The organism is Clostridium chauvoei (assembly GCF_002327185.1).
GTDB lineage: Bacteria > Bacillota > Clostridia > Clostridiales > Clostridiaceae > Clostridium > Clostridium chauvoei.
Genome location: NZ_CP018624.1, coordinates 1,768,114 through 1,782,673, shown reverse-complemented (window position 1 = coordinate 1,782,673; position 14,560 = coordinate 1,768,114). Strand labels below are relative to the sequence as shown.

The following is a 14,560-nucleotide window of genomic DNA, read 5'->3' as shown; positions in this document are numbered from 1 at the left end:
TTTTTTTATACAAAAAATTAATCAATAATACGGGGGTGTTTAAAATGTTATGAAATGAATGGTGGTATAAGACATAGCAATTAGTTTTTAAATTTAAGGAGGAAATTAAAATGAATAGAAATAATAATGTTAAGAAAATGATATTAAATGCAATATTAATAGCTATAGGAGCACTATTACATCAAATTACACCCGTATTAGGATTGCCAATGCAACCAGACTTTGCTTTAGCAATTTTGTTTATAATTATAATAATTAATGAAGATTATAAAACTACCTTAATATCAAGTATAATAATAGGCATATTTACAGCTTTAACTACTAAGTTTCCAGGTGGACAACTTCCAAATATAATAGACAAGGTTGCAACTGCAAATATAATTTATTTTGCATTGTTACCATTAAAAAATAGAGTTAGTAATAATGTGAAAATGGTTATATCTCTAATTTTTGGAACTATCTTAAGTGGAGTAATTTTCTTGTATTCAGCACAGCTTATAGTAGGTCTTCCTGGTGAGTTTATGAGTTTAGTGAAAATAGTAGTTATACCAGCATCTATTATGAATACTATTTTAGGAAGTATTTTATATAAAGCAATTTCAACAGCTTTTAAAGTGACAGGATTAAGTATTAATGTTAAATAAAAAATAATAAAAATTTAAATAAACTACCTCCTTGCCTATGTTACTGGGAGGTAGTTTTAAAATAAGATTACCTTTTTATAATTTTATAAACTTCAGGAGTATTTTCATCAATAGCTTTAAAAGTATACCCTTGATCTTTATAATATTTTATAATTGTAGGTAATGCTTTAGCAGAGTTTTTATGCATATAGGAACAATGCATAAGAAGAATAACTTTATCTTTATCTTTATTAGAACAAGCCTTTTTTATAATTGTTTCAGGTGCGGAATTTGGATTAGCTCCATCTCCACTATCTGTATTCCAATCGTAAATTCTTAATTTATTATCATGAAGCAAATTAACCATAGATTCATCTAATTTATAAGTTTGATTGTTACATCCAAAAGGAAATCTTAATATAGTGTATTTTTCACCAGTAACCTTATAAAGAGTATCTTGATCTTCTAACATTTCTTTTAAGAAGCCTTCACTTCCACGATATAATTTTGCCTTTTCATGTGAAAAACTATGAAGTCCAATACTATGACCTTCATTTTTCATTCTAAGAATAGTATCTTCTTGACCCTCTATTTGTTCTCCAATAACAAAAAAAGTAGCAGGAACATTTTCTTTTTTTAATGTATCTAGAATTTGAATTGTTGTTTTGCCACCTGGACCATCATCAAAAGTTAAGTAAATTACTTTTTCCTCTTCTTTATCTGTATCTAAAGCTTTTGTATTAATACTAAAAGAAAAAAGTAAAGTAAAAGTTAAGACGAGAGTTAAGGCTGTTAAAAGATATTTTTTATTTTTCATTTGACATATTACCTCCTTGTTGTCATATATATTTTAGTATTTGCTGAATTTTTTATAATATATTATTAATTAATTGGAAAAAGATAAAAAAATATTGCAAATAGGATTTAAAGTTGCTATAATTGAGCAAAGAAATTAAAAAACTCTTTAAATTAGTCCAGAGAGGCTGATAAGAAGTTAAAGTTTAGAGTATATGATTCTATTTAAGTATAGAATTGTTGTAACTTCTTGCAGCTAAAAGGCAAGGAGTTTTTTTATTATCTAAATAAAGATACCTTTTAAAATTAGTCCAGAGAGGCTAAAAAGGGGAGAAATTAAATTTCTCCTTACTAAAAATAAGGAGGCATGTTTGTATGGCACAATATGTTGAGGTAAAAGAAAGTTATAAATCGGAGTCACTAAAGAAAGGTTTAAGAAAAGGAATCTTAGGGATACAACATTTAATAGCAATGTTTGGAGCAACAGTTTTAGTTCCTATGATTACAGGATTAGATATTTCAGTTGCACTATTTTCGATAGTGTAAAGTTTCGTATGAAAAAATAGCTTATGGCTAATTTGGAATAATAGTTAAAAATATCTTTATAATATCTAAGAAAATTTTAAAATTGAATATGCTAAAAAGACCTTCGGTAACGGAGGCAAAAACTTAATCAATATTTGATTTTATGATTTATCAAGAAGTTTGTGATTCTTGCATATGTAATATGGTTTGTTGACCGAGACTGATAAGAATTTGCCACTTTGCAGACATATTGTCAATACCATCTAGTTGCTTTAATTCGTTTAAAGGACGCCAGTAATTGTAAGGATGCGGGCGTAAGAAGTTGTAATAAGCAACCCAAAGGGAGAAGCCATAAAGAGCACCTTCATCACTTCCATAACCACAGGTACCCCTGTAGGAAGATTTAAAGGTACGGTTTAAACGCTCTACAACTTGCTTAACCCAACGAAATTCTTCAGATACTGGATCATCGTTAGTAAGTCCGATAACTTGAGTTAGATTAAATTCTTTATTTTTTTCTAATTCAAATTGTTGCTTCGCTAACGGATATGAACTGTAACCATCGGCAACGAAGTTTAAAGCTTTTCCAGGGAAGTCTTTAAACTTATCAAAAGCCATACGCATTGCTAGTATACAAGGGCCAGTATCTCTTGTATCAGATACTTGATAACCTAGAATAGACCTTTTACAAGCATCCATTACAATCCAGACATAATGCTTAATGCCTTTTACTTTTATATAAGTTTCATCGGCAGAAAGTATTTTAGAGGGTTTGTAATCAAAGGTATCAACAAACGGCTTAATAACAGCAGCTGCTGTTAGAGCATAATTAGCAACAGTTCTATGTGAAATTTTTATTCCATGAACTTCTTTTAAAACATGAGCTGTTTGTCTTGTAGACATTTTACAATTAACGTGATAAGTCAAGCATAGTCCCATTATATGCGGGCTAAACTTCTTAAAACTAAATCCGGTAGCATGTTTTGATATTGGATATAGATCCATTTTAAAGAAGTTAATATTAAATTCACGATATATGTAATGAAGCTTATACTTGTATTTATCACAAGGATCAATATTCTTTGGAAGATTCTTAAGATTTCTTTGATAGTATAAGCATTTAGAATTATTGCATTTATGTATTTTAAAGTGCTTGCGTTGCTTTTGTTCCGTAAGCGTAGCACCGCAATAAGGACATATAAATACTATTGGTTTAGTTGTGTGATTAGTTTCTTTAAATGTAAGACCACAAACTTTACATTGAAACTGTCCTTTACTGCCATTGTTATCGTATATATATTCATGTGGTGCACCACACTTAGGACATTTAGTTTTTTTAGGGATAGACTTCCCGTTCCGTCTTTGGACGGGTTTTACGGTCTTGTTATATTTATGTTTGTAATAAGCTAAAAGTAATATATAGTCTACCTTTTCAAATCTAATAATTGTGGGTAGCTTATCTACTTTGAATTTTTGGTATTCTGGACTATTAGAATCATCAAATATCATCTGGTTAAGTGGAATATGTTTTGAGATGAATAAAAGTAATTGACCGATAATGGCAATTAAATATTGATTATAAGTAATTAAATAAGTTATAATTGAATCCATAATAACGACATCCTTTCATGTGTGATTTTGTTTGGTTAGAGATTCAATTTTAACATGAAATTAGGGGGTCGTTATTTTTTTATACAAAAAAACTGGCGAAACCTTGATATATAAAGATTTAAAAAGAAAAGTAGTGTAAAAAACTTTACACTAACCTATTTTCTGCGGGGGTTGGAACTTTAATTTTCCATTTTTGTACAAAAGGAAAAGTACCAGTATTCTTAGGGTCATCTTTTGCATTTATACCAGTTATAGGCGCAGTAGCAGCACAGTATGGAGACTTAAGATATGCACAAGGTGGGATTTTTGTTTCAGGGCTTATATATGTAGGAATATCCTTTTTAATCAAGAAAATAGGAGTTTCAAACATAAAGAGAGTTTTACCAGCACAAGTTGTTGGACCTATGATAATGGTAATAGGATTAAATCTTATTCCAACAGCTTTAGATATGGCAGGAGTTAATGCTGTAATAGCTAAAGAAGCAGGATCAGGAATTGGATTAAGTATAGCGATAGTAACTTTATTTTTAGCAATTTTAATAAAAAAATTTGCAAAGGGATTTTTATCACAAGTATCAATAATAATAGCTGTAGCAATTGGTTATACATTAAGCCTACTAGTTGGATTAGTAGATGTAACGGCAATACAACAAGCAAGTTTTGTAGCAATTCCAAATTTCACTTTACCAAAGTTTGATTTTGGAGCAGTAATGATAGTTGTACCTGTAATATTAGCAGTTTTTATGGAACATATAGGTGATATAACTACTAATGGACAAGTGGTTGGAAAAAATTTTATAGAAGAGCCAGGGTTAAATAGAACTTTATTAGGAGATGGTCTTGCAACTATAGCAGCATCATTATTAGGAGGACCAGCAAATACTACTTATGGAGAAAATACAGGAGTACTTGCAATAACTAAAAATTATGATCCATCAATTTTAAGATTAACTGCAATATTTGCAATAATATTAAGTTTTGTAGATAAGTTTGGGGCAGCAATAAGAACAATTCCAACACCGGTTATGGGGGGAATAAGTATAATGTTATTCTCAATGATCGCCTTAGTCGGAGCTCAAACTATAAAAAATGAGAAAGTAAAATTTAATTGGAAAAATATAATTATAATGATAGTCATAATGTTTATCGGATTATCAGGATTGTTTTTAAAAGAACCTATAGCTATAAAAATAACAGAAACAGTAAGTATATCAGGATTAAGTTTAGCAGCTTTAGTAGGAGTTGTGTTAAATGGTATATTAACTAAGGTATATGATAAAATAAAAAAATAATATAAATAAATTAAAAGAATCTCTAATTAGGAGGTTCTTTTTTTACACAATAATTTTAAAATAATTTTAAAAATGTATAAAATTACAAGAAAAATGTGGTAAAATATTGATATGATATTAAAATGCTAATAAGGGTATTGGTGATATTAATGGATATGAGAGACAAGCTTCTAATTGTTATTATTACATTTATTTTATTTATAGAAAGTGTAATTGTATTTAGAAGCCAAGTTAGTTTATTATGGTTCATAATAATATTATTTGTATATTTAGAGATTATCAAAGAGTTAGTTATAAAGGGAAGTTATAAAAAGTTATATAAAGGAATAGAAAATGATTATAGAAAATATGAAATGGCACTTGAAGCATCAAAAGGTTCAGTATGGGAGTGGGATGATAAGAGTAAAAAGCTTTATATATCAAATCGAATAAATAAAGTCTTAAATATAAAAAAAGAAATAAATTCATTTCAGCAAATATGTCAATATATAGATATACCAGAAAGAAAAAGATTCATAGAGTTTTATTATAATCTATATAAAAATAAAGATTTAAACGAGTTTACAATAGAACATTCAATAACAACTGTAGATGGACATAAAGTGATTTTAAGTTCTCAAGGAAGAGGATTTATAAAAGAAAACGTTTATTACTTATCTGGAATAATTACAGATATAACAGATAAAAAGGCTAAAGAGTCTGAAATTAATTTTATGAGTTATCATGATATTGTAACTGGAATGCCAAATAGACGGTATTTTATAAATGAAATGAACAATGTTATAGAAAATAAGAAGATTAATCATGGTAAAATAGCTATAATATTTATAGACTTAGATAATTTTAAGAATATAAATGATAGTTATGGCCATGATATTGGAGACATATTATTAATAAAGTTTTGTAATATATTGTGTAATGTTTTTAATAAAGATTCGTTTATTTCAAGGTTTGGAGGAGATGAGTTTGTAGTAGCTCAATATGGCATTAAAAAAGAAGAAGATATAGAAAAGAAATTAGAGAATCTATTTGAAGCTTTAAAAAGTAATATACAAATAGAGGAAAGAGAAATCTATTGTACTGTAAGTATTGGAGTTAGTATTTATAAAAAGGATGGTAAAGATATAGAGACTTTATTAAAAAGAGCTGATATTGCTATGTATAGAGCTAAATCAGATGGGAAAAATAAATATCAATTTTGCAATGAATATATTCTAGAGAGTGTAAATAAAGAGTATAAGATACAAAAGGCTCTTAGAACGGCAATAGAAAATAATGAAATATATTTAGTATATCAACCTAAGTTTAATCTAAGAAATGAAAGGGTTTATGGGTATGAATGTTTAGCTAGATGGAACAGTAATGTTTTAGGAGATATTTCACCTTTAGAATTTATACCAGTTGCAGAAAATTCAGGAGTTATAATTGAACTTGAAAAATATATAATTGATATAGCATTTAGAAAATGCAAGGAATTAAGTTTAATGACTGATAAAATTTTTAAAATGTCGATAAATTTATCAAATATCCAAATTAGAGATGAAAAAATAGTAAATTATATTAGAAATAAGCTTAAAGAATACGATTTAAATCCAAGTTATATAGAATTTGAAATTAAAGAAAGTGTAATAATAAATTCATCAAAAAGGAATTTAGAGATTCTTAGAAAGTTAAAAATATTAGGAGTATCTATAGCATTAGATGATTTTGGAACGGGATATTCCTCTTTAAGTTATTTGAGAATATTACCAATAGATGTTTTAAATATAGATAAAAGTTTTATAGATGCAATAAAAAAAGATAAAAAAAGTAATTATATAATAGAAAGTATAATTGAACTGTCACATAATCTAGAATTAAGAGTAGTAGCAGAGGGCGTTGAAACTGAAGCTCAAATAGAGTATTTAAAGGAAATTGGATGTGATATTATACAAGGATTTTATTATAATAAACCAGAAAAATTTGATGTAGCAAGTAAAATGTTATTAATTGAATAGAAAAAAAGCTGATTAAAAAAATTATTAAATCAGCTTTTTTTTATCACCAAACGGGGGGGTTAATCATATTATGTAACTATATTGTTATTAGGAGGGGCTTATGAAAATAATGATAGATGATGAGTTTTGTACTAATGAAAATGGAGAAGTTGAATTTCACAATAACTCTAAAACTCAACATCAAAGTCAATTAGGACAAAATCAAGTAAATCTAAATAAAGAACAACAAAATAGTGATATTTCAGTTCAAAGTAATGAAAATTATAATGTATTTATTGAGGTTCGAGAGGAAGGAGGGGATACTGTATCTACGCCAAAAGATAATTTAAATATTAGTAATGATGAGCACATAGAATCAAATAATAATGAGTATTATAGAAATAATTATTATATGTCAGACAGTAAATGTAATTGTGAAAATAATGAAATAGACAACAAAGAGGAGTATCTAAAACATTTTAATAATATAAATAATAATTGTAATAAGACAGAAAAAAAAGGCTGTATTACTGTTGTTGTTAAGTTAGGTAGCAAGGATGGAGTAGAATTAAAAGGAGCTAAGGTTAATTTGTACATGTTAAATGGAGTATCTCCTAAATTATGTGATACACAATTAACAAATTCAGAAGGAAAGGTTAACTTTGAAAATTTAGAGGATGGATGCTATAGAGTAATTTCAATAGTGGATAGGAGATATTTCGAAAAACCATGTTATATTAATTGGAATGAAGTAATTATAGACCAAAACTTAAAGGAAGCAACAGTAACTGTTGTAAATAGAATAAAAGCATGTTGTTGCAAAAAATAATAATAAGTAAGATCATAAGGTAAATCTTATGGTCTTATTTTATATTCATATGGTAAAATAGGTCTATATTAAAAATATGGAGGATTTATTTATGAATAAGTTTAATTTAAATGTTAAAAGAGTACATAAAGATGCAATACTACCTAGTTACGCTCATGAAGGGGATGCAGGATTAGATTTATATTCTGTTGAAGAAGTATCTATTGAGGCTGGTGATCCAGCATTAATAAAAACAGGTATAAAAATAGAACTTCCTAAACAGACAGAAGCTCAAATAAGACCAAGAAGTGGTTTAGCATTAAAATATAGTATAACGGTTTTAAATACACCAGGAACTATAGATGAGGGGTACAGAGGAGAAATTGGAATTATATTAATAAATCATGGTAAAAATAAATTTGTTGTTGAAAAAGGAATGAAAATAGCTCAAATGGTAATAAAACCAGTATGGAAGGTAGAGGTTACAGAAGTTAAGGATTTATCAGAAACAGAAAGAGCAGAAGGTGGATTTGGTTCATCTGGAATCCGTTAAAAATTAAAGGTACTAGAATTTAAATATCTAGTACCTTTTTACAGTTTTAAAGTATATTTTCCCAATCTTCGTATAATTTGGCTATTAATTCTTCAAGATTTTTAATTTCCTTACTTACTCTTTCACTTTCAGTTGGATTTGAATAAATTTCTTCAAGGCAAAGTTGTTCTTGTAAATTAAGAAGTTCATTTTCTTTTGATGTAATGTCTTCTTCAAGTTTTTTTGCTTTTAGCTTTAATGCTTTTTCTTCTTTTTCTTGTTCTCTTTTTTTCTTTTTTTCATCTTTAAGTTGAGTTTTAGTTTTACCATTTGCTAAATCCTCTAGTTCTTGATATCTAGTAGGATTTAATTTTTTCTCTTGAAAATAGCTATAGTTACCTAAATATTCTTTAACACCATCTTCTTTAAGCTCTAAGATTCTTCCAATAACTTTATTTAAGAAATATCTATCATGAGATATTACCAAAAGCGTTCCATCATAACTTATTAATGCATCTTCTAAAGCTTCTCTTGACATAATATCTAAATGATTTGTAGGCTCATCTAGTAAAAGTAAGTTTGATTTTGAAAGCATTAATTTAAGTAAATTAATTCTACACTTCTCTCCGCCACTTAATGTTTTTATTTCTTTAAATACATCATCTCCTGTAAATAAGAATGATGCAAGAATGCCTCTAAGTTTTGAAGTTGTAAGGTTTGGAAATTCATCCCACACCTCATCTATTATTGATTTATCAAGATTAAGATCCGATTGTTCTTGATCATAGTATCCAACATTAACATTAGTTCCAAGAATTATATTACCTGTATCACTATCTAGAGTATTTAATATCATCCTAAATAATGTAGTTTTACCTCTACCATTTTCACCTATTAAGGCTACCTTTTCAGCTCTTTTTAAGTCAAAAGAAAGATCTTTAAATAATTTTTTATCCCCATAACTTTTTGAAAGATTTTCAGCATGAAGTACATCATAACCACTTTTTACAGAAGCCTCAAATTTTATTTTAGAAGCTTCTTTTTCTTTATCAGGAGCGTCTATCTTTTCCATTCTATCTAAAGCTTTTTCTCTACTTTCAGCAGCCTTAATACTTTTCTCTCTATTAAAGCTTCTAAACTTTTCAATTATAGCTTCCTGTCTTTTAATTTCGGCTTGTTGAAGATTATATGCTTTAAGATCAGCTTCATACTTCTTTTTTCTTTGTTCTATAAATTTAGTATAAGGAACATTATAACAATTTATATGTCCATTTATTACCTCAAAAGTATTATTAGTTACAGAGTCTAAGAAAAATCTATCATGGGAAATAACAAGAACCGTTCCTTTATATGATTTTAGATAATCTTCAAGCCATTCTATAGCCTCTAAATCTAAGTGGTTTGTAGGCTCATCTAAAAGTATAATATCAGGATTTTTAAGAAGTAATTTACATAAAGATACTCTAGTTTTTTGTCCTCCACTTAAAGTGTTAATTTGTTTATCAAAATCTTCTTCTAAAAACCCAAGTCCTTTTAAAACTCTAGAAACTTCACCTTTATATGTATATCCACCTCTATGATTATACAAATCTTGAAGAGTAGTATAATCCTTTATTAATTTATCATGATAAGCTGCATTACTTGGATCATAAGGTTCATTTAAGCTTTCTTCAATCTTTTTTAATTTACATTCTATATTTCTAAGCTCCTGAAAAACAGAAAGCATTTCTTCATATATTGTCCCATCTAAATTTAAATCAACATGTTGAGTAAGGTATCCTATAGTTTTATTTTTATCAACAAAAACCTCACCATCATCTTGAGTAAGTTCTTTAGAGATAATTTTAAACAGTGTAGATTTACCTTCACCATTGCCGCCAATTATACCAACTTTATCTCCTTCATTTATAGAGAAAGTTATATTTTTTAAAACATCTCTTATACCATAACTTATACATATATCTTTACAGCTTAAAACTATCATTTTTATCCTCCAATTTAATATCTGTTTATTTAATAAAACAATTACTATTAATTATACTATCAACCTAGTATGTAATCAAATATAGAAAATAGTATAGATATTACATAAATATTTATTTAAATGTAAATACTTTAAAATTGATAAGAGATTTTAGGAGTGAAGATATGTGAAAAAAAGAAAAGTATGGGTTTGTGCAATGCTTTTTTTATCAATTCTAATTATATTAATGGTTACTTTAAATAAAAAATCAGAAGATAGCAAAGTTAAAGTCCATTTAGTTGAGAAAGGAAATATAGTTAGATATATAAATGTAACTGGAGTTATCCAGTCTAAAAATAAAGCAGAACATTACTTAGAAAGATACAAATACAATAATATAAGTGTAAAAGTAGGAGATGAAGTAAAGAAAGATCAATACCTAACAAATCTAGATAATGGAAATATATTTTCTGATATTGATGGAACTGTTACAGATATAAGCTTATCAGAGTATCCAGTAATTGTAGTTCAAGATTTAGAAAATTTAAAAATCAAAATTCTATTAAACCAATATGATAGTAAATATATTAAAATAGACCAACCTGCAATGATAAAAACAAGTAATGGAATAATTGAAGGCAGGGTATCTTTTATAAGTCCAACAGCTAAGAGTATTTCCAATTCGATGGAGGGAGAAGCATATATTGAAGGCGAGATTGATAACTTAACTAAAACTGAAGAGTTAAAGATAGGCTTTAAAAATGAAATAGATATATTAGTTGGCCAAAAAAACAATGTAATTGTAGTTCCTACAGAGGCTATAAAAGTGGAAAAAGGAAACAAACCCTATGTATTTATATTGAAAGATAATATAGCTTACAAAAGAGAAGTAAAAGTAGGACTTGAGGGAGAAAGGGAAGTAGAAATATTAGAGGGTATAGACGAAGATGAGTTAGTTATATTAAATCCTTCAGGAGAGTTAGAAAGTGGAGATAAAGTTAAAAGGGGGAACTAGAACTGATAGAGTTAAATGGTATTAATAAAGTTTATAATACAGGAAAAATAGAATATAAAGCTTTAAAGAATATTTCATTAAATATAAAAAAAGGGGAGTTTACAACTATAATGGGGCCATCAGGCTCAGGTAAAAGTACCCTTATGAATATTCTAGGATGTTTAGATAGATATAGTACTGGTGAATATAGATTAAATAATAAGATAATAAATAATTTAACTGATGATGAGTTAGCTAAGATAAGAAATATAGAAATCGGATTTGTATTTCAAAACTTTAATTTATTACCAAGGTTAAATATTTTAGAAAATGTAGAATTACCTATGGTATATGCAGGTGTTTCTAGTAAAGAAAGAATTGAAAGAGCTAAAAAGGCTTTAGAAAAGGTGGGATTATCCCCATGGATTAAACATAAACCAAGTGAAATTTCAGGAGGACAAAGGCAAAGAGTTGCAATTGCAAGAGCTATTGTAAATAATCCATCAGTTATAATGGCAGATGAACCAACTGGAAATCTAGATTCAAAAGTAAGTTTAGAAGTAATGAAAATATTTCAAGATTTAAATAAAGAAGGTACAACTATAATTATGGTAACTCATGAAGAAGAAATAGCTAAATACACAAAAAGAATAATACATGTAAAAGATGGGGAAATAGAAAAAGATGAAGAAATTAAATGTAAATACATTTAAAGATAAGGGGAATTTCTATGAGTGAGAATTTTAAAATGGCTCTTGAAAGCATAAAGTCAAATAAGCTTAGAAGTTTCTTAACAATGCTGGGAATAATAATAGGAGTAAGTTCTGTAATTGCAATTGTTTCTTTAGGTAGAGGAGGAAAAGAAATCGTAACTGGACAATTAGAAAAAATAGGCTCATCTACAATACAGATAAAAGTAGATTCGTCAAGAGCAAGCAATAGAGATTATATTTCTTTGCAAGACATAAATATAATAAAAGAAAAAGGTAATTATATAAAAGCAGTTACACCTATGGTAATGAGAACGGGTGTATGTAATGTTAATAATAAAGAAAAAAATATTTATATTAATGGAGTAACGCCAGATTATAGATATATAGAAAATGCTGAAATAATAAGCGGAAGATATTTTACAGAAAAAGAAAGCATTGAAGGAAAATCAGTAGTTGTTTTAGATGAGTTCACAGCTAAAGGTTTATTTGGACATAAAGAGGTACAAGGAGAATCTATTTTTATAGGAAATCCTAATAATCTTAAAAAAGTTACGATAGTTGGAGTAACTAAAGCACCAGGGTATATGGAGGCAGCACCAATAGAGCATATTCCAGCTATGGCAGTTGTCCCTAAAAAAACATTAGATAATTTATTTGGAAAATCACAAATAGATTCAATTTTAGTAGTAGCAAAATCTAAAGAAGATATAGAAGAGGCTTCTAATGAGGCCATAAATATAATATCAGCAAGACACAATAATAGAGAAAAAGAATTATATATTGGGGAAAAGATGATAAAACAGGTAGAAGAGATCAATAAAGTAATAGATATATTTGGTTCTTTTATAAGTGCAGTAGCAGGAATATCTTTAGTGGTTGGAGGAATAGGTGTTATGAATATAATGCTTGTATCTGTTACTGAAAGAACACGGGAAATAGGAATAAGAAAGGCTATAGGAGCAACTACAAAAAGTATTTTACTTCAGTTTTTAACTGAAGCTGTAATTATATCTTTAATAGGGGGTATTATAGGATTAATAATTGGAGTTTCAGGATCATTTACTGTAGGATTAATAATGGGAGTAAAACCTAAGGTTACTATAATACACATATGTTTAGTTCTTATATTTTCATCAGCAGTTGGAATTTTCTTTGGGATTTATCCAGCTAAAAAAGCAGCAGAGTTAAATCCAATTGATGCATTAAGAGAAGAGTAAATAAAAAGAAATGGTAAATAATCTTTAAATTTACCATTTCTTTTTATGATTAAATACCATCTTTTACAATAACGTATCCAAGTTGAGGTTTTTTATTAAATAATCCAACTATATAGATTGTATAGAATTGTCCATTTTCTAGCTTTATGTCCTTTATAAACTTAAATAAACCTTCGGAACTAGCAAAGGAAACCTTATAATTGTAAATTCCAGGAGATAGAGGATAGTATCCTGTAGTTTCAATATATTCTACACTATTAAATAATGAAATATCATTAGGTAATGATAAAGTCAATAAAGGTGAATTAGGTGATAAATTAATAAATCTTAAAAAAGCATTACTGATTTGTCCAAGATTATTAGCATCATTTAACACAAATAAATCTAAATTGTTATTATTTGTAATAATTGAAATCGTTGATGCTGAATTTGGAAGTAAGTCTATAGTTTTAGTTAATAAAGGGGAATCATATGTTCCAGATACAAAGATTTGAATCTCATAAGTACCGGGAGCTATAGCAATATAACAGCTTATGTCACTAAAAGATAGATTTTTAGCTATTGGAGAACCATTAGCATAAATATCTACTGCAGGGGCAGCTGGTACTGCATGTATTAATCTTACTTTACATTGTAAATCTGGTAAGTTATCTCTAAATAAAATCATAAAATTATCTACTCCTTTTCAGAATATTCAAGAGATAGTTTGATTATTTTTTTTACAAGTAGTGCTGATATAGGATATGGAATTCTATAAGCTTTAAAAGTGCCAATTATACCACTGTGATTTGCTTCTATTTCTTTAAAAATTTTATCTATATTAGAACAATTAGAATTTCTTAAATCAAAAATTTCATCTGTACTAAAATCAAAGTTTCTAAGGATATTCATATGAATTAATTCATCATCTTCATCATATTCTCTTTTTTCTAAAGGAGTATTAGAAGATTTTAAGTTAGGTATATTAATTGGAGTTTCATTAGCTTTACATTTCCCAGTTGAATTATAGGAATATAATTCATCAGCAGGTATTTCAGATGGATATAATAAATCAATATTACCTAAATTAGGATTATTTAAATTATTATTAGAAGGTGTTGGGTCAGTAGTTTGTGAAAGATTTTTAGGTGATTCTATATTTTGTGGTTTAGTAACTGACACTGGAGGTATACTAACAAGTCCAGAATTCATACCATTATTAGCTACTGGATAACCAAACCCAAGTAAAAAATTATTATTAATATTATTAATAGAATCAGAGTCAAAGTTTATAAGAGGTATCCATTTAGAATCCTTACAAGAGAAGGGTTCTTTAATATTTAATGGAACAAATTGCAAATCATCGTCAAGTTCAATTATATTATTATTGTTATAGTTCATTTTTTCCCTCCAAAGAATATTTTATTATAAATATATGTTTCAAAAATCTATATGTTACTTTATAAAATATGAGATAGTTTCAAATATTAGCACACTAAAATGTATTAGAGAATAAAATATATGGGAGGTAT

The 14,560-nt window shown here is 27.5% G+C and carries 12 protein-coding genes and 2 pseudogenes; 9 read left to right on the top strand and 5 right to left on the bottom strand.

Annotated elements, in window-relative coordinates:
• Positions 1-110: 110 nt before the first annotated feature.
• On the top strand, positions 111-644 hold the full coding sequence (locus BTM21_RS08400; RefSeq protein WP_021875145.1) for a tryptophan transporter: 534 nt from the start codon (positions 111-113) through the stop codon (positions 642-644).
• 67 nt (positions 645-711) lie between these two features.
• Here BTM21_RS08400 and BTM21_RS08395 read toward each other — a convergent pair whose 3' ends face one another.
• Positions 712-1,440, bottom strand: coding sequence for a polysaccharide deacetylase family protein (locus tag BTM21_RS08395; protein WP_021875146.1), 729 nt, complete (start codon positions 1,438-1,440; stop codon positions 712-714).
• Positions 1,441-1,793: 353 nt separating this feature from the next.
• On the opposite strand from BTM21_RS08395, the pseudogene BTM21_RS08390 reads away from it, so the two are divergent.
• Positions 1,794-1,952, top strand: a pseudogene (locus tag BTM21_RS08390) (uracil permease); the annotation flags it as partial.
• Between the two features lie 162 nt (positions 1,953-2,114).
• Here the strand turns inward: BTM21_RS08390 and BTM21_RS08385 are convergent.
• Positions 2,115-3,554 carry a DDE-type integrase/transposase/recombinase gene (locus tag BTM21_RS08385; RefSeq protein ID WP_079481036.1) on the bottom strand — a complete coding sequence of 480 codons (1,440 nt, stop codon included), beginning with the start codon at positions 3,552-3,554 and terminating at the stop codon, positions 2,115-2,117.
• 155 nt (positions 3,555-3,709) lie between these two features.
• Between BTM21_RS08385 and BTM21_RS08380 the strand changes: the two are divergent.
• From BTM21_RS08380 to dut, 4 genes and pseudogenes are all read left to right on the top strand, one after another.
• Positions 3,710-4,846: pseudogene (locus BTM21_RS08380) on the top strand (uracil-xanthine permease family protein); the annotation flags it as partial.
• Positions 4,847-4,995: 149 nt separating this feature from the next.
• Positions 4,996-6,843 carry a sensor domain-containing protein gene (locus tag BTM21_RS08375; RefSeq protein ID WP_021875148.1) on the top strand — a complete coding sequence of 616 codons (1,848 nt, stop codon included), beginning with the start codon at positions 4,996-4,998 and terminating at the stop codon, positions 6,841-6,843.
• Positions 6,844-6,943: 100 nt separating this feature from the next.
• On the top strand, positions 6,944-7,651 hold the full coding sequence (locus BTM21_RS08370) for a prealbumin-like fold domain-containing protein (protein WP_021875149.1): 708 nt from the start codon (positions 6,944-6,946) through the stop codon (positions 7,649-7,651).
• A 91-nt stretch (positions 7,652-7,742) separates the two neighbouring features.
• A complete protein-coding gene (gene dut / locus BTM21_RS08365; RefSeq protein ID WP_079481208.1) occupies positions 7,743-8,183 on the top strand; it encodes a dUTP diphosphatase in 441 nt (146 codons plus the stop codon).
• Positions 8,184-8,229: 46 nt separating this feature from the next.
• Here the strand turns inward: dut and abc-f are convergent, their stop codons facing one another.
• Positions 8,230-10,146, bottom strand: a complete 1,917-nt coding sequence (abc-f, locus tag BTM21_RS08360) for a ribosomal protection-like ABC-F family protein (protein WP_021875151.1) — start codon at positions 10,144-10,146, stop codon at positions 8,230-8,232.
• Positions 10,147-10,312: 166 nt separating this feature from the next.
• Between abc-f and BTM21_RS08355 the strand changes: the two genes are divergently transcribed.
• Genes BTM21_RS08355 through BTM21_RS08345 form a run of 3 tightly spaced genes read left to right on the top strand, consistent with a single transcriptional unit; the run spans position 10,313 to position 13,049 of the window.
• Positions 10,313-11,140, top strand: coding sequence for an efflux RND transporter periplasmic adaptor subunit (locus BTM21_RS08355; RefSeq protein ID WP_079481209.1), 828 nt, complete (start codon positions 10,313-10,315; stop codon positions 11,138-11,140).
• 2 nt (positions 11,141-11,142) lie between these two features.
• Positions 11,143-11,832 carry an ABC transporter ATP-binding protein gene (locus BTM21_RS08350; protein ID WP_079481210.1) on the top strand — a complete coding sequence of 230 codons (690 nt, stop codon included), beginning with the start codon at positions 11,143-11,145 and terminating at the stop codon, positions 11,830-11,832.
• 11 nt (positions 11,833-11,843) lie between these two features.
• Entirely contained in the window at positions 11,844-13,049 is a 1,206-nt protein-coding gene (locus BTM21_RS08345; RefSeq protein WP_096145409.1) for an ABC transporter permease, read from the top strand.
• Between the two features lie 49 nt (positions 13,050-13,098).
• Here BTM21_RS08345 and BTM21_RS08340 read toward each other — a convergent pair whose 3' ends face one another.
• Entirely contained in the window at positions 13,099-13,716 is a 618-nt protein-coding gene (locus BTM21_RS08340; protein ID WP_021875155.1) for a DUF4397 domain-containing protein, read from the bottom strand.
• Between the two features lie 8 nt (positions 13,717-13,724).
• Complete coding sequence (locus BTM21_RS08335) at positions 13,725-14,429, bottom strand: hypothetical protein (protein ID WP_021875156.1); 705 nt, start codon at positions 14,427-14,429, stop codon at positions 13,725-13,727.
• Positions 14,430-14,560 lie beyond the last annotated feature (131 nt).